We start from the raw sequence: 24,988 nt of genomic DNA, 5'->3' as shown, positions 1-24,988 counted from the left end.
TTATTTTAACTATTATATAGTTCTAGTTTGTAGTTGCAACTTCTTCTTGCGCTATATCATATACTTTTAATTCTTTATTGCTTATTTGCTTCTTCTTAACTTCTACTAGAGCTCTTAATGTATCAAGTGATGTCATTATTTCTGTAGCGAATTCAATAGCAGTTCTTCTTATTTTAAATCCATCTCTTGTTGAGTCATTTCCTTTTGTAGGAGTATTTATTACTATATCAACTTGCTTGTTTCTTATAGCATCTAATATATTAGGTCTAGCTTCTTCTACTCTATTAACTGTATCTGCATTTATTCCATTATTTCTTAATAAATTTGCAGTTCCTTCTGTAGCTACGAAAGTATATCCTAATTCATTCATATCTTTTGCTATTTCTATAAATTCCTCTTTATCATAGTTATTTACAGTTGCTAATACTACACCTTTTTTATCAGACATAGTTTTACCTGCTCCTAAGAATCCTTTATATAAAGCTTCTTCTAAAGTTTCACCTACACCTAATACTTCTCCTGTAGATTTCATTTCAGGACCTAAGCTTATATCAACTCTAGCAAGTTTTGACATTGAGAATACAGGAACCTTTACTGATATTAACTTAGGCTCTTTATATACACCCGTTCCATATCCTAGGTCTACTAATTTTTCTCCTAACATACATCTAGTAGCTAAGTCTACTATAGGTACATTACTTACCTTACTTATATATGGTACTGTTCTACTCGCTCTTGGGTTAACCTCTATTATATATAATTCATTCTGGAATTCTATAAACTGAATGTTTACCATTCCAAGTACATTTAACTCTATAGCAATTTTTTTCGTATACTCTAATATTTTAGCTTTTATTTCATTACTTATATTTTGGCTTGGATACATTGTTATACTATCTCCAGAGTGAACTCCTGCTCTTTCTAAGTGTTCCATTATTCCTGGTATTAATATATCTGTTCCATCACAGATTGCATCTACTTCTATTTCTCTTCCTGTTAAGTACTTATCTATAAGTACAGGATTCTTCTTATCTCTTTGAAAAGCACTTTCTAAGTATGTAGCTAATTTATTTTCATCATAAGTTATTTCCATACCTTGGCCACCAAGTACATAAGATGGTCTAACTAATACTGGATAATCTAACTTACTAGCTTCTTCTATACCTTCTTCTACCGACCAAATAGCTTTTCCTTTTGGTCTATTTATATCTAATTTTTCTAGTAACTCTTCAAATTTTTCTCTATCTTCTGCTGCATCTATATCACTGAAATCAGTTCCTAATATTCTTATATTTTTTTCATGTAAGAACTTAGCTAATTTTATTGCTGTTTGACCACCAAATTGTAATACTACACCTTCTGGATTCTCTTTTTCTATTATATTTAATACTTCTTCCTCTGTAAGTGGTTCAAAGTATAATTTATCTGATGTATCAAAGTCTGTACTTACTGTTTCAGGGTTATTATTTATTATTATTGTCTCTATTCCCATGTTTCTTAACGATTTTATACAGTGAACCGAGCAATAGTCGAACTCTATACCTTGACCTATTCTTATTGGTCCAGATCCTAAAACAATTATTTTTCTTTTTTCACTTATTTCTACTTCATCATATTGCTCATATGTTGAGTAGTAGTATGGAGATAAGGCATCAAACTCTCCTCCACAAGTATCAACCATTTTGTATGCTGGTTGTATATTATATAATTTTCTCAACTCAAGTAATCTTTCTGGACTTATCTTCATTAAGTCTGCTATACCTTTGTCAGAGAATCCTTTTTTCTTTAGTTGTAATAGATAGTCTTTACTTAAGTCTTCTATTTTCATTCCCTTTAATTTTTCTTCTTGATCTACTATCCACTTGAATTTATTTATAAACCACTTATCTACACCAGTGATTTGTTCTATCATTTCTATTTTATAGCCTCTTCTTATCATTTCAGCTAAATCAAACAATCTTTCATCATCAGGAACTACTACACTTTTCTTTAATGCTTCTATACTTTTTTCTTCTGATGGAGCATGAACTAAAGAATATTTACCTATTTCTAAAGATCTTATTCCCTTAAGCATAGCCGATTCAAAGTTGCTTCCTATACTCATTATTTCACCAGTTGCCATCATCTTTGTTCCTAGCTTTCTGTTAGCTTGCTTAAACTTATCAAATGGCCACTTTGGTATTTTTACTACTACATAGTCTAATGTAGGCTCAAAACATGCATAAGTCTTTTTTGTTACTGCATTTTCAATTTCATCTAATGTATATCCTAAAGCTATTTTCGCTCCAACTTTAGCTATTGGATAACCAGTAGCTTTTGATGCTAATGCTGAAGATCTACTTACTCTTGGATTTATTTCTATTATTGCATACTCTAAACTAGTTGGGTTTAATGCTATCTGAACGTTACATCCACCTTCAACTTTTATTTCATTTATTATATCGATTGATGCTTTTCTAAGCATTTGGTACTCTTTATCACTTAAAGTTTGGCTTGGCGCTACAACTATACTATCTCCTGTATGTACTCCAACAGGATCTATATTTTCCATATTACATACAGTTATACAGTTTCCATTACTATCTCTCATTACTTCATATTCGATTTCTTTCCAACCCTTTATACTTTTTTCAAGTAATACTTGGCTAACTGGACTTAATTGTAATCCTTGAGTAAGTATTTCAGTAAGTTCTTCAACTGTTTCAGCTATACCTCCACCAGTTCCGCCTAATGTGTATGCAGGTCTAACTACTACCGGGTATCCTATTTGCTCTGCAAATTTAAATCCACTTTCTAAATCTGTTACTATATCACTAATTACTACTGGTTGGTTTATTTTTCTCATTACTTCTCTAAAAGTATCTCTATCTTCACCTTTTTTTATAGATTCAACAGAAGTACCTATTATCTTTACACCATACTTTTCTAATATACCAGCATCATGTAATTCAACAGCTAAATTAAGAGCTGTTTGACCACCCATTCCTGCTAGTAAACTGTCTGGTCTTTCCTTTTCTATTATCTTTTCTATAAACTCTATTGTTAATGGCTCTATATATATTTTATCCGCTACTTCTTTATCCGTCATTATTGTAGCTGGGTTACTATTTATTAATACAACTTCTATTCCCTCTTCTTTTAATGCTTGGCATGCTTGTGTTCCAGAGTAGTCAAACTCTGCTGCTTGACCTATGATTATAGGTCCTGAACCTAATACTAATGTCTTTTTTATACTATCTATTTTAGGCATATTTTTTTCTCCTTATCTAATCTAATAAATGTTAACAATCTATACTAATTCTAAGAACTTATCAAATATATAATCGTTGTCTTTTGGCCCTGGGCAAGCCTCTGGATGATATTGAACACTGTATATCGGTAACTTAGTATGTTTCATACCTTCTACTGTATTATCATTTAAGTTTATATGTGTTACTTCCATATCTGTTGGCATCTCAGATACGTAGTATCCATGATTTTGAGATGTTATGAATACTTTATTTTCTTCTAAATCTTTAACTGGGTGATTTCCACCTCTATGACCGAATTTTAATTTAGAAGTTTTTCCACCTAATGTTAATGCTAATAATTGGTGACCTAAGCAAATACCTACTATAGGTTTTTTACCTACTAATTCTTTTATGTTTTCGATAACATCTTCTAAATCTTCTGGATCTCCAGGTCCATTGGATAAGAATATTAGTTCAGGATTTATAGCTAATATTTCATCTGCTTTTGTTGTTGCAGGGAATACTGTTATATCACACCCTCTATTAGCAAATGATCTTAATATATTTTGCTTAACACCAAAGTCCATTACAGCTACTTTAGTTCCTTCTCCATTTATACGCTCTATTTCTTTTCTAGTTACTGTTTTTACAGCTGTAGTGTTTGAGAAATTATCTAACTTAGCTTGAACATCTTCTAATGAAGCATTTTCTAAAGTTATTATGCCTTTCATAGTTCCACTATTTCTTAATATCTTAGTTAAAGCTCTTGTGTCTATTCCTTCAAGACCTATAACTTTGTTTTGCTTTAAGTAAGTATCTAAATCCATTTCACATCTAAAGTTGTTTGGTGTGTCACTTTTTTCTCTCACTATAAAACCTTTTACATGAACTCCTCTTGATTCTACATCTTCTAAATTTATTCCATAATTCCCTATAAGTGGATAAGTCATTGTTACTATCTGTCCATAGTACGAAGGATCTGTTAATACTTCTCCGTATCCTGTCATAGAAGTATTAAATACAACTTCTCCCACGCTGTCTTGTAAATATCCAAAAGCTTTACCTTCAAATACTGTTCCATCTTGTAATATTAATTTTCCCTTCATAATCCTACCTCCTAAGCATTTTCTATTTCATTTACTATATTTATTGCTGATTGTCTTGGGTTTTCTGCTTTAGTTATAGGTCTTCCAACTACTAAATAATGTGCACCTTTGTTTATAGCCTCAGCTGGAGTAACTACCCTTTTTTGATCTCCTGCGTCTGCTGTAGATGGTCTTATTCCTGGACATACCGTTACGAAATCTTTTCCACATGCCTCTACTATTTTATCTACTTCTTGAGCTGAACAAACTATTCCATCTATTCCTGCTTCTTTAGCTAATTTAGCTCTCTTTATAGCTAATTCTTCTGTAGTCATATTGCATCCTATATCTTGTAAATCTTTGTTACTTAACGATGTTAACACTGTAACCCCTACTATTATAGGCTTCTCTATATTTAACTTTTCTGCTTCTTCATTTGCAGCTAAAGCACATTGTCTCATACCCTCCATATCTGATACATGTATTGTCATTAACCAAACCTTATCTCTTACCGCAGCTCTTACTGCACTTTGCATAGTATTTGGTATATCATGGAATTTAAGATCTAAGAATATTTTTTTCCCTTTCTCATTTAAATAATCTACTGTTTTTCCTCTTGTAGCTACGTATTGCTCTAACCCTACCTTGAATATATCTACACTGTCTTCTAGTTTATCTATAAGTTCTTTAGCTTTATCAAATTCATTAGTATCGATTGCAACTATTAGTTTTTCTTTTCCGTTTATCATATTGACCTCTCCTTATTTTAATAAAGCCTTACAATAAAAAATCCTTATACCAAATGAGGGTATAAGGAGGTTATCTATTTCAAGATATCTTTCCCAGCCTCTCTGGACTAGTTTAAAAGACTTTATTTTTTTTTAATATGTTATGAAACTTAATTTTGCGTGAGCCACGTGTTGGTGCTACTTTTTAGACCATCAACAACTTTACTCTTTACTCAAAAAAACCTCTAACTAATCCAGCTAGAGGTTATAAATACAAATTCAAATAATCATAGTTTATATTGAACCTTTTTAGCCTCTCTGGACTATTTTTAAGGATTTTTATTATTATATTTAATCTTGATTAGCTTCATATCCTCTCTGGGATATTTTAAAGCTTTATCTTTGTATACAATTATCACATCTTTTCCTATTATTGTCAACTATTCTTTTATTTATTATTTCATTTTTTTATTTATATTTTATTTCCTATTTTAAAATAATGCTTATATAATATTCTTTCCCTATCTTTTTCTTATATTTAACCTTTTCATAGGTTACTGGTATAGCATGTTTTTTACAAGATATATCTATATGTCTAAGACCTATACCCATACTTATTTTACTCATTTCCCTTAAGTTTTTCTTTTGTTTATCTTCATATAAATGAAGTGAATCATCATCGTTATATAAAACCCAAGGTTGGCAATTTTTAACTGATGGAGAGAATCTAATAGCATTTATAATCTTAATATTTTTTCTTGATGCCTTTTTACAAATATATCTTAACTTCTTTCTATCTATTTTCGCTTTATCTCTTCTAAGTAATTGTTCTGACTCTCCTGGATACCCAAACGCTACCATAATACATGGCTGTTCTAAATTCAATTCTTCTTCCACCTCTTCATCTTGCACTACTTCCTCATCTAAATCTACAAATTCTAAAATATCTTCTCTTTTTAAATTAGACTCTAGCCAACATGTTGCTATCCCTAAAGTAGTCAAATTTAATACGATTTCTTCTATCGCAAATCCTATGTTTTCTAAATAGTCTTCCCCTTTAGTAGATGTTATTATTAAATAATGGGGAGCTTTAACTTTACAGTTTTTACCTTGTAAAAAATGTACGATATGACCTCTCTCTACAACATGTGCTTTTATATTTAAATCTTGATTTAAATATGTTATATTATTACAAACTCTCTTTATTTCTTCTAATAGTTCTACGGTTACTTTTTTATTTGAATACTTTCTCGTTGTCCTTCTATAAAAAATGGCATCATATAGCTCCATCTGCTTCCTCCTAATTAATTGCATTATCTATATATATCTATTATAAATTCTTTTTTATTTTTGTGTATAGTTTTTAAGTTAAAAAACACTATTTTTCAACATTTATAATTTTTTTTAAATAATTTTATTAATATTTACTTTATTTTTATATATTGTTTCCAATATTAGATTCATATTTATCTATATTCTTTAGATAAATTGATTTAATTTGGATATTATGTATTAAATACCCATTTTATTAATTTTAATAGTATTTTTATCCTTAATATGTACTAAAATATAAATAGCATTAAATTTAAAACTAGGAGGTAAATGTATGAACTTTGAAAGAAATTTAAATGAATATGCTAAATTAGCCGTAGAAGTTGGTGTTAATATACAACCTGGCCAAACTCTTCTTGTTAGATCACCAATAGAATGTGCTAATTTTGTTAGAAAAGTTGTAACACAGGCTTATAAACTAGGAGCTAAAAATGTACATATAGAATGGTCTGATGAAGAGTGTACTTTAATAAAGTATCTAAATGCACCTGAAGAAACTTTCAATGAATTCCCTAGATGGGTATCTGATCAATATGTAGATATAGCAAAAGATGGAGGAGCATTCTTAACTATATACGCTCAAAATCCAGATTTGCTAAAAAACGTAGACCCTCAAAGGGTTGCTAATTTCCAAAAAGCTTCTGCTAAAGCTTTAAAAGAATGGAGATCTTATACTTTATCTGATAAATGTAAATGGAGTATTGTTTCTATACCTACTGAAGCTTGGGCTACAAAAGTGTTTGCTGACGTATCTAAAGAAGAAGCTATTGATAAGCTTTGGGAAGCTATATTTAAATGTACAAGAATAGATACTGAAAACCCTGTAGAAGCTTGGAAAAAACATAATGCAGACTTAAAAGTAAGAACAGAATTTTTAAATAAAAATAACTTTAAAACATTAAGATTTAAATCTTCAAAAACTGATTTATCTATGGATTTAACAGAAGGTCATATATGGCTAAGTGGTGCTTCTCATGATCCTAATGGCATAAGTTTCAACGCAAATATGCCAACTGAAGAAATTTTTACTATGCCTCATAAATTCAAAGTAAATGGTGTTGTCTATAGTACTAAGCCTCTCGTTTACGGTGGAAATATTATTGATAATTTCTCTTTAACTTTTAAAGATGGTAAAATAGTAGATTATTCCGCTGAAAAAGGTTATGAAACTTTAGGTAAATTAATAGATACTGATGAAGGTTCTCATTATCTAGGAGAAGTTGCTTTAGTACCTTTTAAATCTCCTATCTCTGACACTAACATAGTATTCTTTAATACATTATTTGATGAAAATGCATCTTGCCACTTCGCTCTTGGTTCTGCATACAAAACTTGTATAAAAGATGGAGATAAAATTCAAGATGATGAAATGGATAAATACGGAGTGAACGATAGTTTAACTCACGTTGATTTCATGATAGGTTCAAATGATATGGATATAATGGGTGTTACTTATGATGATACTGAAGTTCAAATTTTCAAAAACGGAAACTGGGCTTTTTAATATTATTTTATAAGTAAAAAGGCCGAGAGAAACTATTTATTTCTTTCGGCCTTCTTTATGTTGACGTGTTGACGATAAATGATTTTTATATTAATTAATCTTTATAAATAAATTAATTTCTAACTTTAATTATATGTTTTTTAACATAAATTATTACTTTAATAGTTTATCTCTGTCCATTCTATTGTATTCATATATTCTTTAACTAATTCATTACACATATCTGGATGTATAGTTTCTTCTGTTGATATAGTTATTGTAGACATTGCTATAGCATATTTTACAGTATCTACTATATTTATATCATTCATATACCCACTAGCTATTCCAGCAACGAAAGAATCACCTGCTCCTGTAACATTTACTACTTTTACATCATTAGCTTTTATTTTTCCTTCTTCTTTACCATTGTTATAGTATATACCATCTTCATCTAGTGTTATAAATACATTTTCTATACCTAAACTTATAAAATATTGTCCTGCTTTTCTTAAATCTTCTTCATTGTGTATCTTAAATCCACACATTATTTCTGCTTCATATCTATTTGGCTTTATAGTATGGAAGTGCTTTATTAAATGTTTTACTTTTTTAGCTTTAGCAGCAGATACTGGATCTAATACGAATTTAGTTTGTCCTCTAAACTTGTTTATTATATATTCTACTATATCAGGTCTGTCTGAATCCATTATAATATACTCAGAATTTTTAATTATATCTGCTTTTAAATCTATAAAATCTGTAGTAAACATATCTATTATTTTCATATCTACTACAGCGGATACCATCTCACCTTGCTCATCCAAAATAGCCATATATGTAGGCGTGTGACCCCCTTTAACTATTAAAGACTCACTCATATCATACTTCATAATCTTAGAGTGTTCCATCATTCTGTTTCCAGTTTCATCATCACCTAGAATAGAAATAAACTTTGTATTAACACCCACTCTAGCCATACATTCGGCGATATTTCTGCAAACACCTCCAAAAGAAGTTTTTACTTTACCAGGATTAGAGTCATTGGATCTATAATTTCTATCTGTAAAGCCACAAATATCAAATACTGATACTCCAAAAACTAATGCATAAGGCTGTCTATTTTCCATCATTTTTGTCCACCTTCCGTAAAAATCACCTTCCTATTTTATCACATTATTATAAGTTTTTTCTATATATTTTGTATTTTAATGTAGTTTATACATATTTTTACAGTAAAAGTTAGTTTTTATTAAAATTCATTCTTGCTATTTCAACTGCTGATTTTGCATCCTTTGAGTAATAATTAGCTCCAATATTATTAGCATATTCCTCTGTTAGTACAGCACCACCTACAAAGACTTTTGCATCTATACCTTCTGATTTTAAAGCTTCTATAGTTTCTTTCATGCTAATTACAGTTGTTGTCATTAATGCACTAAGACCTATTAGTTTTATATTTTCCTTTTTAGCGCATTCTACTACATCTTCTATAGGTACATCTTTACCTAAATCAATCACTTCATAACCATAATTTTCTAACATTATTTTTACTATATTCTTCCCAATATCATGGATGTCACCTTTTACTGTAGCTACTATTATTTTACCTTTAGATACTGTATTAGTATTTTTCTTCATTAACTCTTCTTTTATAACCTTTAATGATACTTTTACTGTTTCAGCTGATTGAATCAATTGTGGTAAGAATACTTCTCCTACATCATATCTCTGTCCTACTTTATCTAATGCTGGTATTAGTATTTGATCTAATATATGACTTTCATCGCATTTTTCTAACATACTTAAAGTAGCACTTTCCGCCTCATCTTTTAATCCTCTTTCTACTATTTGTTCTAAAGATATTTTTTCATTATTTTTTTCAACCTTTTGCTCTTTTTTATATGTGCTATATTTTTCTATATAATTAGTACATCCTTTGTCTATATTTTGTATAATTTTAAAAGAATTTATAGCTTCCATCATGCACTCTTCATTTGTGTTTATTATTGGTAAATCTAATCCATAAGCTAACGCCATAGTTAAGAATGTATTATTAAGAGCTTTTCTATTTGGTAAACCAAAAGATATATTAGATACTCCTAATATAGTTTTTACTCCTAATATTTCTTTTACCATTCTAATACATTCACATGTAGCCATAGCTTCATTTTGTTGAGCAGAAACAGTTAATGATAAACAATCAATAAAAATATCTTGTTTTCTAATACCATAAGATACTGCTCTATCTACAATTTTTTTAGCTATTTCAAATCTTCCTTGTGCAGTGTTTGGTATCCCTTTTTCATCTAAAGTTAATCCCACTACGCATGCACCGTATTTTTTTACTATTGGTAATATAGTTTCTAAAGATTCCTCTTTACCATTCACAGAATTTACTATAGTTTTACCATTGTAATATCTTAAACCTTGTTCTAATGCATCTATATTTGAAGAATCTACCTGAAGTGGAGTATCAATTATAGCTTGTATTTCCTTTAAAACCTTCGGCATCATCTTTTTTTCATCTATATCTGGCAGTCCTACATTAACATTTAAAATATCTGCTCCATCTTTAATTTGATCTAGAGCTAGATTCATAACATACTCTAAATTTTCATTTCTTAATGCTTCTTTTAGAGGCTCTCTTCCTGTTGGATTTAATCTTTCACCTACAACTGTAGGGGCTTTTACTTTTACTATTTTAGAAGGAGAGCACACTATACATTCATTATATTCAACTCTATCACTTTTCTTTAAAGTCTTAGTATTTTCTGAAATCAATTTAATAAACTTTGGATCAGTTCCACAACATCCCCCTATTATAGAGGCTCCTACTTCTATAAATTTGCTTACACCTTCATAAAATTCTTCTGGATTAACATTATATACAGCTTGTCCATCTACTATTTCTGGTAAACCTGCATTAGCTTGAACTATAACTGGAATATTAGCCATATCTGAGATTTTCTTTACTATAGGTAATAATTGTTTTGGTCCTAATGAACAGTTTACTCCAATAGCATCCACTCCTAATCCTTCTATAGTCGCTACCATGCTTTCAGGCATACATCCAGTAAAGCTTCTTCCATTTGCATCAAAAGTCATTGTACAGAATACAGGAAGATTTGTATTTTCTTTTGCTGCTAATACTGCTGCTTTAGCTTCATATAAATCCATCATTGTTTCTATTATTATAAGATTTGCTCCCGATTTTTCACCTTGTATCATCTGTCTTTTAAATATTTCATATGCTCTATCAAAACTTAATGTACCCATAGGTTCTAACATTTCTCCTATTGGACCTATATCTAAGGCAACATACCTTGTTTTTGATTTATCTGCCTTTTCTATTGCCTTTTTTGCAATATTAACTGCATTATCAACGATTTCTTCTACAGTATATCCTAATTTATCTACTTTTAATTCATTGGCACCAAATGTATTAGTAGTCACTACATTTGACCCAGCCTCCAAATAAGATTCATGAATTTTTATAAGTTTATCTGGATTTTCAAAACCAAACACTTCAGGATTTTCTCCTAATTTTAATCCACTTTGTTGAAGCATAGTCCCCATAGCTCCATCAAATATTAAGATATTATTTTTTATGTACTCTCTTATATCCACAATTTTCATCCCCTTTTTTATATTTGCAAGTCTCATACTTTGAACATCCTAAACACTTAACTGAATTATTTTTCAGTTTATTTTTTGATATTCCTATTATAGCTGTAACTGATTTTCTTGGTATCATAATATCTTTACCAGTAATAGTCAATCCTATTTCTTTAGATGCATTTAAAATATTGATAATGTTACTATTAATATGTAGCGGTAAGTCCCCATATCCTGGGCTGTATCTATTAGTCATGTAATTATTTTTATTATTTAAAACTTCTTTTGCTTTATGCTGTATTAAATCACAAATTGCTTCTATGGCAGTAGTAGCACATGCATCTATTATTATACTTTTAGTAAGCTCACAATAAGAGTTTTTTCTTATTTCTTTTTCAATATCTATTCCCAGTGTAGCTGCCATAACGATGCATTCATTACATTCATATAGCAAATTATAAATATCTTTGCTTTTTATTACTAAATTAGTCCCCTGTAGTATTATTTTATACTCGTTAGCTTCACATTTTTTCAATATAGGATAAACCCTCAAAATATACCGAGGGTTTATCTTCTCTATTGTTGTTTTTATACATTCGTCAATTACTTTTTCTAAATTTCCACTTATTTCTTGACCTTTATACTCTAAATATCTTAAAACTTCATCTCTATTTATATCTACTCGATTAATACAGATTTTATCCATAGTTTTTATTCCCCGTATATATTTAAAGAAAATCCTTTGTCTAAAGCTTCTTTAGCATATTCTTTAGCTCCAAATAAAGATAAATCTTTATAATTTCCACACTCTATAGCAGTAGCTGCAGGCATTTCAGTTGACTCTAACACCATTTCTAATGCTTTTTCTAGTCCTACCTTTATATCTGATGGCTCTACATCTCCCCATACTATTAAGTAGAATCCTGTTCTACACCCCATTGGAGATAAGTCTATTATGTTATCTAATGTTTCTCTTAAGTATGTAGCTAATAAATGTTCTAAACCATGCATTGCAGCAGTCCCAAAAGCTTCTGCATTAGGTTGTAAAAATCTCAAGTCAAACTTAGATACTTTATCCCCATTTGCTCCATCTAATACACAACATTTTCTTACATAAGGTGCTTTTACTTTTGTGTGGTCTAGCTTAAAACTTTCTACTTTTTGCATCCCAAATACCTCCATATTTTTATACTCATATATTTAATATTATACTTCAAAATCAATCTATAACATCCTATTTTTATAAATATATCTATATATTATTTTGTAGTTTCACGTATAACAACATTCTTTATACTCCAATCCAATTTATTATCATTTTTTACTTTAGTTAAGTTTGCTATAACATTAAATCCAAGATGAGTAGATAATTCTCCTTTATACAAATTATGCGAGGAATTAAATGTTCCTTTCTATGAAATTCAAACTGATATAAAAGAAATAGTATTTGATATAAGAAAAGAAAAAAATCCATGTTCTTTATGTGCTAACTTGAGGAGAGGTGTATTAAATCATAATTCAAAAAAGTTATTCTGGGATAAAGAGAAGATTAAGTAATCTTCTCTACTAAAACTTTACTACCTCCAATTATAACGGATACTCCATTTCCTGGATGAGTAGATGATCCTATAAAATATAAGTTTTTTATTTTTTTATCTTTCATATGAGGTCTAAAATACGTTGTTTGATTTAATTTATGACTAATACCAAAGGCAGTTCCTTTATAGGAGTTAAATTTATTTTTTAAGTCTACAGGTGTTAAGTATGATTCGTAGATTATATTTTCTTCTATATCTTCTAAACCTTTTATTTGTTTTACTTGATTTATTATATTATTCCTATATTCCGTTATAAATTTTTCGTTCCAATTTATATTTTTAGCAGATAGATTTGGTACTCTAACCACTATATTTAAGGTTTCTTTTCCTTTTTCACATACAGTATTATCAATTGAACTAGGACAATATATATAGAAAGATGGATATTTGCAAACCAATCCTTTAAAAGGAGATTCTATTCCTACTTTAAAATTTTTATTTATATATATATTGTGTACTTTTAGCTTGTCGTACTTTTTATTTAGACCTAAGTATATTATAAATGTAGAGCATGAATACTCTTTTTCCTTTATCTTATCTATATTTTTTGTTTTTTTATGCTTTATCAATTTATCCATTGCATAAGAAAAATCTGCATTACATACAAATATATCTGATTTAAAAGCACCTCTATTTGTTCTTAGTCCCTTTACTTTATTTTTATGAACTATTATTTCTTCAACATTTGTATTAGTTATTATTTTTCCTCCTAAATCATATATTAATTTTTCTAAAGCCTTAATATATTGGTAAAACCCTCCTTTTATATACCATAATCCATAAGTATGAGATATAGCAGGTATTAGCGTATATATACTAGAATTAGTGTAGGGATTTACGCCTATATACATTGACTGAAATATGAGAAATTCCTGTAATTTTTCATTGCTTATAACCTTACATATATAATCCTCCGTTATTTCAAAAGGGTTTATACTTATTATATTTTTAAGTGTTTCTATATTTAAAACTTCATTTATTTTCATCATTGGTTTATCTAATAAATATTTCTTACTAACCAAGTATTTTTTCATAGATTTAGATAAGAAGTCTATATACTCTATTGATAATCCAGGTTGTATACTTTCTAGTGTATTAGTCATACGTCTTAAATCGCTGTAAAATTTATATTCTTTTCCATCATAATAACTAACATTATATGTAGGTTCTAGCTTTGTTAATTCTATATAATCTCTATAGTCTTTTTTACATTCTTTAAATATTTCTGTATATATATCTGGTGTCATTAATATTGAAGCTGTTAAATCAAACTTAAATTGATTAGTTCCTATTACATTTACTTTTCCTCCAATTGTATTTTCTTTTTCTACAATAGTTACATCATAACCCTTATTTAATAATCTTATTGCTGTACATAATCCACCTATACCAGCTCCAACAATAAGTGCTTTTTTCATAGCTCACACTTCCTATATTTATATATTTTATAATTTAGTATTCCTAATAGAATTAATTTATATTTACTCATATCAAAATCTAACTATTAATAACTTTAATTTATATATAATATGATTATCTTAATAAAAATAAAATAAGGACCTGAACATAAATTTTAAAATTTATGCTCAGGTCCTTATTTTATTTATTTAGTACAAAAGATTTATTTGTTGCTTTCTCCATCATCTTATTAGTATAGTCTTGTAGCATATACAATAACACTGGTATATACATATATGTTAAGTATCCTTTTGAGTTAAATAACAATATTATTAATAGTGTAGATGAAATTACAGCTGTTATTCTTGATACTTTATTACTTTTTTTGCATAATATAATTATAATTCCAAAAGTTAGCCCAAACAATATTATCATTAAAGAAAATACTAAAAATATTCCTAAACTTTGAAATTGTGGTGGTATTTTAGGAATACTAGGATATGCCATTACAAAAACAAAGGTTAATGCGCCAAATCCCATATATGTATTTCCTAAAGTATTTCTTTTAAACATTAATACTATAGTAAGTAAAAAATATAAACAGCTTAAAAAACTAACTATACTCATTTATCTTCTCCTATTTTTAATTATAAACAAAACCACAAGATTATAAATCTTATGGTTTTATTTTATAATATATTTATTTAATTACATACCTAATAACATTGGCACTACTGATAATATTACCACTGTAGCAAGGAATATCATAACTAATAGCTTAGTTGCAAACTTTAACCAGGTATCATAATCTACTTTAGCTATAGTAAGACCTCCCATAACAACCCCTGATGTTGGTGTTACTAAGTTTATTATACCTGAACCTGCTGAGAATGCAGCTACTACTATTTCAGGTGCTATGTTTAACTTCTGCGCTAGTGGTGCAAATATTGGCATAGATACTGATGCTAATCCTGAAGTTGATGGTATTAAGAATGATAGCGCCATATATATAACGTAAGCCATATTAGCAAATAACATCCCTGATACTCCACTTAATACTCCTGCTGCTTTATCAAGTATATATAAGTCTAATCCTGAGTTTGCCATCATGAAAGATATACCTCTTGATATACCTATAACAAGAGCAACTCCTACCATATCTGCAGATCCCGCTATAAATGATGATACTATATCTTTTTCAGGCATTCTATATACTAAACCTATAACTACTGACATTAAGAAGAACCATACTGTTAATTCAGGGAACCACCATGCTCCTAATGGAGTACCGTTTAACCAAGCTGTTGTATTATCAAATATAGTTATACCAAAGTCATTCCATGGAATAACGCCTAATATCATAACTACAAAAGAAAGTACAAATAGAACTAAAACACCTTTTCTCTTTCCGTCTAATTCTAATATTTCTTCTGAATTTTGACTAAATGCCTCATATGCAGCATCTAATTCATGTTTAGAAAGTATACTTTTTGATTTATCAGCTTTAACTTTCTTAGCATATTTCATTACGTATAGTATTGATATCGTTAGTGTTGATATCCATAATAAAACACCTATTACTATTATTGTACCTTGGTTTATTTTTACACCTACTGCTCCTGCTGCTGAAATTGAAGCTCCTATAGCAAATGGGTTTACAGTTGAACCTAATACACCACATCCTGCTCCTAATAATACAGTCCCGACTGCTACTATTGGGTCAAATCCTGCTGCCATCATAGTTGCAGTTATTAGTGCATAAAATGCTAATGTTTCTTCCGCCATTCCGTATGAACTACCGCCTAATGAGAATATAATCATTAGTACTGGTATTAGCATTATTTCTTTTCCTTTTAGTTTCTTAACAAGTGCACCAACTCCAGCATCTAATGCTCCTGTCTTTGTTACTACTCCTAAGAAACCACCTATAATTAATACGAATAATGATACATCTATTGCCCCCTTAAGAGTACCACTATTCCACACACTCATTTTTTGACCTTCTGCACTACTTATTGTTTTTAATGCTGAATTAACTCCACCTTCATCCAGAGATGCAGATATTTCTTCATCTAAAGCGTCATCTCTCACACCTATCATACCTGTAACCGGCGCCATAACTAAATCTGATAATTGTGCTTTCTTTACCCCTGGCACAACTTGAGTTATAAGTGCTATACATATCATTAAAGTTAATAATACCGTATAAGCTGATGGAAATCTAAACTTTTTCTTTTTCGCATCATTTGACATTTAATTGTCCCCCCTTTTGTCTATATATTTTCTAAAGAGCTTAACTCTTCTTTAGCTAATAATAAACTTCCTTAAATGGTATTTAAAGGAAATATTATTCTGTATAATATAGAATAACATTTCCTTGTTTATTTGTACATTTTTTGTTTATGCATTTAATTCTAACTTTTCAGATGTGTTAAAACCCTCAGTAGTTTTGCATATTATAGTTCCAGTTGTTCCGTGTAGTGCTTCTTTAGCTTTTTCTAAAGAAGTTATTAGTGCCTTTCCATTAGTAGAACTTTGAACAAAATCTACACAAGCTTCTACTTTAGGTAACATCGAACCTTTTGCAAAATGACCTTCATCTATATATTTAGATGCTTCTTCTAAGTTTATAGATGCTAACTCTTCTTGATTTGGTTTATTAAAGTTTATACAAACTCTATCAACAGCAGTTAATATTACTAACATCTCTGCATCTAAATCTTTAGCAAGTTTTGCACTTGATTTATCTTTATCTATTACTGCCGCTACACCTTCTAACGTTTCATCTTCTTTTTCTATTACAGGTATACCACCACCTCCAACAGTTATTACTATAGTTCCATTATCAACTAATTCTTGTATTGTTTCTAATTCAACTATTTTTTGTGGTTGTGGAGAAGCTACTACTCTTCTATATCCTCTACCTGAATCTTCTACAAATGTAAATCCTTTTTCTTCAGATATTTTTATAGCATCTTCTTTTGTATAGAACATACCTACTGGTTTTGTTAGATTCTTAAATGCTTCATCATTTTCATCTACAACAACTTGAGTAACTACAGTAGCTACATTTTTCTTTATTTTTCTACGTCTTAATTCATTTTTTATAGCTTGTTGTAGATGATAACCTATATACCCTTGACTCATTGATCCGCACTCTGCAAATGGCATACTCGGAGTATTAGCACCATTATTTGATGCAAAATCCATAGCTAAATTTATCATACCTACTTGTGGCCCATTACCATGACCTACTATAACACTATATCCTTCTTGAGATAAATCAACTATTGTTTTAGCTGTATGTTTAACTAATTCAAGCTGTTCCTCTGCATTATTCCCTAACGCATTTCCCCCTAAAGCTATAACTAATCTCTTCATATTTTTAGCCCCCTGTTAATAATTTTTTAAAACATATCCTAAGTTTGTTTTTTCTTAAATATCCCCATTTATTTGATAAATTCTTAATTTTTTAGAAAAATATAACCTCCATTATATTTTTTATAAACAAATGGAGGCTATGTAGTTATCTTAACCTAATCTATATATTTATTATTGTCCTATTGTAGCAGCCATTACAGCCTTTATAGTATGCATTCTATTTTCTGCTTCATCAAATACAACTGATTTCTTAGATTCAAATACTTCATCAGTAACTTCCATTTCAGTTATACCGAATTTTTTACCCATTTCCGCACCTGTCTTAGTTTTTAAGTCATGGAATGCTGGTAAGCAGTGCATAAATATAGATTCTGGATGAGCATTATCCATAACAGCTTGATTAACTTGGTATGGCATTAATTGTTTTATTCTAGCTTCCCAAACTTCATCTGGTTCTCCCATAGATACCCAAACATCTGTATATACAACATCGGCATTTTTAGTTCCAGCTATAACATCTTCAGTTAATGTTATAGTGCATCCATTTTCTTTTGCTATTGCCCTGCAAGTATCAACTAGTTCTTGAGCTGGGAATAATTCTTTTGGAGCACATGCTGTAAAGTTTAATCCCATTTTAGCACAAGCAACCATTAAAGAGTTACCCATGTTGTTTCTTGCATCTCCCATATAAACAAAGTTTACACCTTTTAATCTGCCTAATTTTTCTTCTATAGTTAATAAGTCTGCTAACATTTGAGTTGGATGGAATTCATCTGTTAAACCATTCCATACTGGTACACCAGCATTAGCTGATAATTCTTCAACTATTTCTTGAGAGAATCCTCTGTATTCTATACCATCATACATTCTTCCTAATACTCTCGCAGTATCTGCTATAGATTCTTTTTTACCCATTTGAGAACCTGTTGGTCCTATATAAGTAACACCCATTCCTAAGTCCATAGCTCCAACTTCAAAAGCACATCTAGTTCTTGTTGAATCTTTTTCAAATAATATAACTACATTTTTTCCTTCTAATTGCTTGTGTACTACACCAGATCTCTTTAAATTTTTATAATCTCTAGATAAATCTAATAAATATCTTATTTCAGCACTTGAAAAATCTAATAATTTTAAAAATGAACGTCCTCTTAAATTAGCTCCCATTGTAAAATCCCCCTAATATTATGTTGTAAATAATTTTATTTAAATATCTATAAAAAGGTTTATGTATAACCCTTTTTATAGATATTGTTAGCTTGTTTATGCTTCTCTAACTAAAGGCATTGACATACATCTTGGGCCTCCACGACCTCTAGATAATTCACTTGATGGTATAATATGTGTTTTTATTCCATTTTCTTGTAATAATCTGTTTGTTACATAGTTTCTAGAATAAACAATAACTTCTCCTGGCTTTATACATAATGTATTCGAACCATCATTCCATTGTTCTCTATCAGCTATAACTTTATCTCCTCCACCACATTGGATTAATGTAACTTTTTCAACTCCAAGATGTTTAGCTAATATTTCTTCTAATGGAGCATTTATTTCTTCTATATTTAATTCTCCTTCTACATCACCTTTTGTTACTTCGAATACTTGTAGTGGACCTTGTATTCCTGGATGTATAGTGAATTTATCAATATCTATTTGAGTAAAGACTGTATCTAAATGCATCATTGCTCTATTATTTGGTATGTTGAAAGCTAATATAGTTTCTATTTCTTTGTTACCGCTATTGAAGAATATTTGCTTAGCTATATGTTCTATTGCATTAGCTTGAGTTCTTTGAGATATACCTATTGCTAAAGTTTTTTCAGTTAGGTTTAATATATCTCCACCTTCTATGTGATGTTCAAAGTTTCTATCATAAAATCTTTCAACTTGATCTTTAAATTCTGGATGATATTTGAATATATAATCTGCATATATAGTTTCTCTATTTCTTGTTACAGAGTACATTTTGTTTAAACTAACACCATTTCCTATACTTGCAAATGGATCTCTTGTAAAGTATAAGTTTGGCATTGGATCTGCAACAAATGGATAATCATCTTCTGCTAAATCAGATAAGCTTTTTTTATCTAACTTTGGTAATTCATTTTTGTTTATACCTGACATAGTCTTTCTTATAAACTCTTCATTATCCTCTATTTTCATTAAGAAATTATAAACATTTTTATGTAATTCTAAGTTAGTTATTCCAGCTTCTTCTATAAATTGATTTATAAAAGTTTCTTTTACTTCCTTATCTTCTATAACTTTAGCTGCTAATTTGTGTAAGTATAATACTTCTACCCCATTTTGTCTTAATACTTCAGCAAAAGTATCATGTTCTTGTTGAGCCACTTCTAAGAAAGGTATATCATCAAATAATAATCTTTCTAGATAGTCTGGTGTTAAATTTTCTATTTCTGCACCAGGTCTGTGAAGTAAAACTTGTTTTAGTGGTTTAATTTCACTAGTTACTCTAATCCCCATAACTATTACCTCTCTCTCTTCCCGCCCCTTAAGCAATCGTTTTCTTTTCCTGTAAATATATTTTGAAATAAATTATCCTTTCTTACTTTCAAATAAAACACTTCTATTCGTTATAAGAATTGATCCATTTTGTCGTATATTTTTATCTACATAAGACTCAAATTCTTTCTTTTTGGTTTCTAAAACTTCTAAAATATTACCTGGTATAGAATAAATATATTCTATTATTCCATCCCTATCATTTACTACCAACTTATCTTCATACAAATATTCTTTTGTATCTGTAAAGTAATTAGATAAAATTGATTTTCCATTTTTTAAACCAAACTTATTAGAAAGCTTTTCTTCTGAAATTTTAATATGGTTATTAAATTCTAACATAAGATTTTCTAACTCTTTCATATTACTACTATCTATTGTAGAACAATAGAAACATCCATCTTTTTTTAGTACTCTTTTTATTTCAGAAAGTACCTTATCCATATCTTTCATATAAAACAATATATGGTTAGCTATTATTACATCAAAACTTTCATCTTGAAATGGAATTTTATTTGGGTCTGCAATTTGAAAATTAAATTTTTCTTTATCATTAATAAGATTTTTTTGAGCTTCTTTAATCATGTCTTCACAAACATCTGTTAAGGTTATATCTAAACCTTCATTTATTTCGCCTATGTTTTTAGACCATAAAGCTCCATTTCCACACCCAATTTCTAAAATTTTACACTCTGATTTTAAGTTAAGCTTGCTAAATGTCCATTTATACCATCCATATTCATTTGAACTAAATCTATCTTGTAGTTTAACACTCGCATTTAAATTTGATGAATCCACGTATTGTTGTGACAATTCTTTTTCGTCTTCTAGTATTTTTATTATATCTACTGTTTTATTCCAATCAAGATTGTCATCATTTTCAATACTATGCTCTGCTGTCTCTATTGCATTTAATACGGTCTTCATATGGTTGATTTTATTTTGTAAAATATTCTTTTGTAATTTTAAAGAATTTACCATTTCATCCTTTTTAAAGTTGCTTAATTCAGTACTCATAACTTCATCTAAAGATAATCCTAAATACTTCAACGCTAAAATTTTCTTTAACTTTACGAAATCAATATCTGAGTACAGTCTATGACCTGAACTATTACGATGAGATGGTTTCAGTATCCCCTTTGTGTCATAATACCTAATGGTTCTAATTGTAACCCCTGCCATTTTAGCAAATTCACCACTAGTGTAAAAGGTTTTTTCTTTCATAATAATTCCCCCAAGTTCTTGCTTAATATCATTGTATAAGGTTACGTTACGTAACGGTCAATATATATTTTTATTTTTTTTTACTAAAATATATTTATACATAATTTTACGAAAAAACACTAAATTTTATTTTAAAACTTAGTGTTTTTTCGTTTATTATATTAATCAATTATATCTACTGAGCTTTTTTTAACTCATAGTCTTTTATGCTTTTTCTTTTTTCTTCTCTTTTTTTCTCTATTTTTTTCTCTATTATAGCCATTAGTTTATCTATTAAAATTCCATTTAAAATTACACATATTAAAGAATATATCCCTTTGTCTAATCCAAAAGTTAATCCTCCGCATACTACTACAAATAAATCTACTAATAACAATGATATCCCTATATTAAATGTTGAATATTTATTTAATATCTTAGCAAGTATATCCGTACCACCTGTAGATGCATTTATAGCAAATGCAATAGATAATCCAGTACCGCATATTAACGTACCAACTATTACTGCTAATACCATATTATTAGTTAAAGCATAAGAATGAAATACTTTTTCCATTACATCCATTACTACAGATAACATAATACTAGCATATATTGTTTTTAATCCAAAATCTCCACCAACTAATAAAAATGATATTAGGAATAAAATTAAATTTCCTATAAATATTATAGTTCCTACAGATAATTGAGGAATGTAATTACTAATTACTAAAGCCATTCCACTTAACCCTCCACCTGCTATCTCATTAGGTGCATAAAAATACTGTATCCCAAATGCAACTATAATCACTCCTATAGTTGTTATGATATATTCCTTAATAATATTCATTCTATTTTCTTTTGTCATTTTTGTCATCTCTTTCTCTATTTTCTATTTAATGTCTTATTTATTATATTATGTTTTTACAATCTTAACAATTTAATTTCACGAAACTATTCATTTCACTTTTTTCCATTTCATAAAAAATTCGCTTCTCTTGAGCGACCTGTTGGTGAAATATAATTTACTTAAGCGTAAAAAACTAAGCTACATCTTACTACTGTAGTAAAATATAGCTTAGTTTTTATATAAAATCTTATTATGCTTTTTTAACAACGCTAGATTTTAACTTCATAGCTCCGAAACCATCTATTTTACATTCTATATCATGTCCATCAGCCGCATCTGGAACTAAACGTATACTTTTTACTTTTGTTCCTATTTTTATAGATGAAGAACTTCCTTTTACTTTAAGGTCTTTTATTACTGTTACAGCATCCCCATCATTTAATATATTTCCATTTGCATCTTTAATAACATTATTATCTTCATTATTTCCTTCTGATGCTAAAGACCACTCATGACCACATTCAGGACAAACTAAAAGACTTCCATCTTCGTAAGTGTATTCCGAATTACATTTAGGACAATTTGGTAAATTTTCCATAGTTGTCTTACCTCCATTGGTTATAGTTTATAAAACTCATTGGGTTATATAATATCATATTCTTATGCTATTTACAAACTTCGTAAACTCTATATATATTCATCTTTTTTATCTGTTTAGATAAAAAAACAATTAGTAAATTTACCTTAATTTGTTTTATATTATAACCAATTTAACAACTAATTATGGTGAGTCAGATTCCCTTTAAAGTATCAATATATTTTATTTATTCCAATATGTAGGTCTTACTATTGTTTTAGGTAATTTTGTATTACTATCTCCTTTAGCAGCATTTATTTGAGATTGAGTAATAAATACACTATTTTCAAGATTTGCGCCTCTAATATCAGCATCCCTCATATCTGCTCCTATTAAGTTTGCTGCCGTCAGGTTATTTTCCCTTAAATCTGCTGCAATTAAAAATGCTCCTTTTAAATCCGCACCTATCAAATTAATTTTTTTAAGGTTTTTACCAATAAAATCTATATTAGTAGAAGTCTTTTGATTATTTTTTGGTTTATATTTTTGAGCTATTAATTCACTGGCTTTTTTTAATAATTGATTCACTTTAAATCTATGGGTTGTTACATCTAATTTTAATAAATTATTTGGACTCATATTAGTAATATTCTCAGTTTCTTTTATCATTAAACTAATTTCTTCCCTTATAGAATACGCTACTTCTATATTATATGCTTCTGTAAGATACCACAACATTTCGTGTATTTGTCTCATAACTAAAAATACATCAAACATCTGTTGTGATAATTGCGGTGAGTTTATCCAACTTTCTCCTTTGTATGTAACTTGAGCCACTTTTTGTCCTGCACCAAAACAATCGTATGCTGTACATCCTTTTAGGCCTTGTTCTCTAAGATTGTTGTGAATAGAACAACTAAAATCTTTCTGTAAGTTTATACATGACTTTCCCGCATCTTTATTAGTAGGAAATCCTTCTGATTTTGAAAAATATAGAGCTACACAGCAAAACCCAAAACATTTTTCACAATCAATTTTTAAATCCTTATATAAATCATTACTTGTACACATTATATTTCTTATCCTCCATCTATTCTATAAAAAGCTTAGCTTAAGCCTTTCTTTTGTACCTTTATTTTTTTGATAGTACTTACTTTAAAGTACATACTTGTTTAATATATAATTTGTTGTTATCATTGTATCATACAGCATTGCGATAATATACTACTATGATATGAAAGGTATAAAAATTCAAGTAAGAAGGGGACTACATATATGAATTTAGTAAAAATAATGAATAGCCGCTACTCAACAAAAAAGTTTGATAAAACAAAAAAAATTTCATCAGAGGATATGAATCAGATTAAAGAACTTTTGAGACTTAGTGCTTCTAGTGTTAATTCTCAGCCATGGCACTTTGTAATTGCTTCCACAGAAGAAGGAAAGAAAAAAATAAGTAAAAGTACACAAGGATTTTTCGCTTTTAATGATGAAAAGGTGCTTGATGCGTCACATGTTATTGTGCTTTGTTCAAGAACTACTATGGATGAGAACTACTTAAAGCATGTTCTAGAAAAAGAAGATAAAGATGGACGTTTTCTAAATGATGAAATAAAAAATAGTATGCATAATGCACGTAACACATTTACTAATTTCCATAAAAATGATTATAACGATCTACAAGATTGGATGGATAAACAAGTATACTTAAATATGGGTAGCCTTCTACTTGGTGCTGCTACTCTTGGAATTGATGCTGTTGCAATGGAAGGATTTGATGTTAAAATACTAAATGAAGAACTTGGATTAAATAAAAAAGGTCTTACAGCTGTTACAATAGTTCCTCTTGGGTATAGATCTGATGATGATTTTAATGCTAGTCTACCTAAATCAAGACTTGATGAAGAAGATGTATTTACTATAATTTAGCAAATCATAAATATCAATACGATTAGATTTTTTTCTTATACACTTTAAAA

General features: G+C 29.0%; 21 protein-coding genes. 2 read left to right on the top strand and 19 right to left on the bottom strand.

Annotated elements, in window-relative coordinates:
• Nucleotides 1-22 precede the first annotated feature (22 nt).
• The 4 genes from carB to ACRC03_RS09555 all read right to left on the bottom strand — a co-directional run bounded on the left by carB (nucleotide 23) and on the right by ACRC03_RS09555 (nucleotide 6,333).
• The gene (gene carB, locus ACRC03_RS09570; RefSeq protein WP_438652340.1) at nucleotides 23-3,250 is read right to left on the bottom strand and encodes a carbamoyl-phosphate synthase large subunit; all 3,228 of its coding nucleotides are present in this window, start codon (nucleotides 3,248-3,250) and stop codon (nucleotides 23-25) included.
• Between the two features lie 39 nt (nucleotides 3,251-3,289).
• Nucleotides 3,290-4,336: a glutamine-hydrolyzing carbamoyl-phosphate synthase small subunit gene (gene carA, locus ACRC03_RS09565; protein WP_438652339.1), complete on the bottom strand. Its 1,047-nt coding sequence runs from the start codon at nucleotides 4,334-4,336 to the stop codon at nucleotides 3,290-3,292.
• 11 nt (nucleotides 4,337-4,347) lie between these two features.
• Nucleotides 4,348-5,064 carry an orotidine-5'-phosphate decarboxylase gene (gene pyrF, locus ACRC03_RS09560; RefSeq protein ID WP_438652338.1) on the bottom strand — a complete coding sequence of 239 codons (717 nt, stop codon included), beginning with the start codon at nucleotides 5,062-5,064 and terminating at the stop codon, nucleotides 4,348-4,350.
• A 465-nt stretch (nucleotides 5,065-5,529) separates the two neighbouring features.
• Nucleotides 5,530-6,333: a nitroreductase family protein gene (locus tag ACRC03_RS09555; RefSeq protein WP_438652337.1), complete on the bottom strand. Its 804-nt coding sequence runs from the start codon at nucleotides 6,331-6,333 to the stop codon at nucleotides 5,530-5,532.
• A gap of 316 nt (nucleotides 6,334-6,649) precedes the next feature.
• Here ACRC03_RS09555 and ACRC03_RS09550 point away from each other — a divergent pair, with 316 nt between their 5' ends.
• Nucleotides 6,650-7,879: an aminopeptidase gene (locus ACRC03_RS09550; RefSeq protein WP_438652336.1), complete on the top strand. Its 1,230-nt coding sequence runs from the start codon at nucleotides 6,650-6,652 to the stop codon at nucleotides 7,877-7,879.
• A 158-nt stretch (nucleotides 7,880-8,037) separates the two neighbouring features.
• Here the strand turns inward: ACRC03_RS09550 and ACRC03_RS09545 are convergent, their stop codons facing one another.
• The 15 genes from ACRC03_RS09545 to ACRC03_RS09475 form a co-directional block, all read right to left on the bottom strand.
• Entirely contained in the window at nucleotides 8,038-8,991 is a 954-nt protein-coding gene (locus ACRC03_RS09545; protein ID WP_438652335.1) for a carbohydrate kinase family protein, read from the bottom strand.
• A 109-nt stretch (nucleotides 8,992-9,100) separates the two neighbouring features.
• The gene (locus tag ACRC03_RS09540) at nucleotides 9,101-11,488 is read right to left on the bottom strand and encodes a homocysteine S-methyltransferase family protein (protein WP_438652334.1); all 2,388 of its coding nucleotides are present in this window, start codon (nucleotides 11,486-11,488) and stop codon (nucleotides 9,101-9,103) included.
• A complete protein-coding gene (locus ACRC03_RS09535; RefSeq protein WP_438652333.1) occupies nucleotides 11,460-12,182 on the bottom strand; it encodes a vitamin B12 dependent-methionine synthase activation domain-containing protein in 723 nt (240 codons plus the stop codon). Before ACRC03_RS09535 ends, ACRC03_RS09540 begins: the two co-directional genes overlap by 29 nt.
• A 5-nt stretch (nucleotides 12,183-12,187) precedes the next feature.
• Nucleotides 12,188-12,643 (bottom strand): S-ribosylhomocysteine lyase, encoded by a 456-nt coding sequence (locus ACRC03_RS09530; RefSeq protein ID WP_438652332.1) that lies wholly within the window; start codon nucleotides 12,641-12,643, stop codon nucleotides 12,188-12,190.
• Between the two features lie 92 nt (nucleotides 12,644-12,735).
• Entirely contained in the window at nucleotides 12,736-12,861 is a 126-nt protein-coding gene (locus ACRC03_RS09525; RefSeq protein WP_438652331.1) for a hypothetical protein, read from the bottom strand.
• A 164-nt stretch (nucleotides 12,862-13,025) separates the two neighbouring features.
• On the bottom strand, nucleotides 13,026-14,492 hold the full coding sequence (locus ACRC03_RS09520; protein ID WP_438652330.1) for a phytoene desaturase family protein: 1,467 nt from the start codon (nucleotides 14,490-14,492) through the stop codon (nucleotides 13,026-13,028).
• 181 nt (nucleotides 14,493-14,673) lie between these two features.
• Nucleotides 14,674-15,099, bottom strand: coding sequence for a hypothetical protein (locus tag ACRC03_RS09515; RefSeq protein WP_438652329.1), 426 nt, complete (start codon nucleotides 15,097-15,099; stop codon nucleotides 14,674-14,676).
• 81 nt (nucleotides 15,100-15,180) lie between these two features.
• A complete protein-coding gene (locus ACRC03_RS09510; RefSeq protein ID WP_438652328.1) occupies nucleotides 15,181-16,725 on the bottom strand; it encodes a YfcC family protein in 1,545 nt (514 codons plus the stop codon).
• A gap of 147 nt (nucleotides 16,726-16,872) precedes the next feature.
• Entirely contained in the window at nucleotides 16,873-17,853 is a 981-nt protein-coding gene (arcC, locus tag ACRC03_RS09505; RefSeq protein WP_438652327.1) for a carbamate kinase, read from the bottom strand.
• Nucleotides 17,854-18,024: 171 nt separating this feature from the next.
• Entirely contained in the window at nucleotides 18,025-19,020 is a 996-nt protein-coding gene (gene argF, locus ACRC03_RS09500) for an ornithine carbamoyltransferase (RefSeq protein WP_438652326.1), read from the bottom strand.
• Nucleotides 19,021-19,116: 96 nt separating this feature from the next.
• Entirely contained in the window at nucleotides 19,117-20,340 is a 1,224-nt protein-coding gene (gene arcA / locus ACRC03_RS09495) for an arginine deiminase (RefSeq protein WP_438652325.1), read from the bottom strand.
• A 72-nt stretch (nucleotides 20,341-20,412) separates the two neighbouring features.
• The gene (locus tag ACRC03_RS09490) at nucleotides 20,413-21,603 is read right to left on the bottom strand and encodes a MerR family transcriptional regulator (protein ID WP_438652324.1); all 1,191 of its coding nucleotides are present in this window, start codon (nucleotides 21,601-21,603) and stop codon (nucleotides 20,413-20,415) included.
• Nucleotides 21,604-21,778: 175 nt separating this feature from the next.
• Nucleotides 21,779-22,450 carry a YitT family protein gene (locus ACRC03_RS09485; protein WP_438652323.1) on the bottom strand — a complete coding sequence of 224 codons (672 nt, stop codon included), beginning with the start codon at nucleotides 22,448-22,450 and terminating at the stop codon, nucleotides 21,779-21,781.
• A gap of 232 nt (nucleotides 22,451-22,682) precedes the next feature.
• Nucleotides 22,683-23,030, bottom strand: a complete 348-nt coding sequence (locus ACRC03_RS09480) for a zinc ribbon domain-containing protein YjdM (RefSeq protein ID WP_438652322.1) — start codon at nucleotides 23,028-23,030, stop codon at nucleotides 22,683-22,685.
• 222 nt (nucleotides 23,031-23,252) lie between these two features.
• Nucleotides 23,253-24,080 (bottom strand): pentapeptide repeat-containing protein, encoded by an 828-nt coding sequence (locus ACRC03_RS09475; protein ID WP_438652321.1) that lies wholly within the window; start codon nucleotides 24,078-24,080, stop codon nucleotides 23,253-23,255.
• A gap of 204 nt (nucleotides 24,081-24,284) precedes the next feature.
• Between ACRC03_RS09475 and nfsB the strand changes: the two genes are divergently transcribed.
• Entirely contained in the window at nucleotides 24,285-24,938 is a 654-nt protein-coding gene (gene nfsB, locus ACRC03_RS09470) for an oxygen-insensitive NAD(P)H nitroreductase (RefSeq protein ID WP_438652320.1), read from the top strand.
• The last annotated feature ends 50 nt before the right edge of the window (nucleotides 24,939-24,988 follow it).

The organism is Romboutsia sp. (assembly GCF_051659545.1).
Lineage (GTDB): Bacteria > Bacillota > Clostridia > Peptostreptococcales > Peptostreptococcaceae > JBOFOR01.
This window is presented reverse-complemented; position numbering and strand designations above follow the sequence as displayed.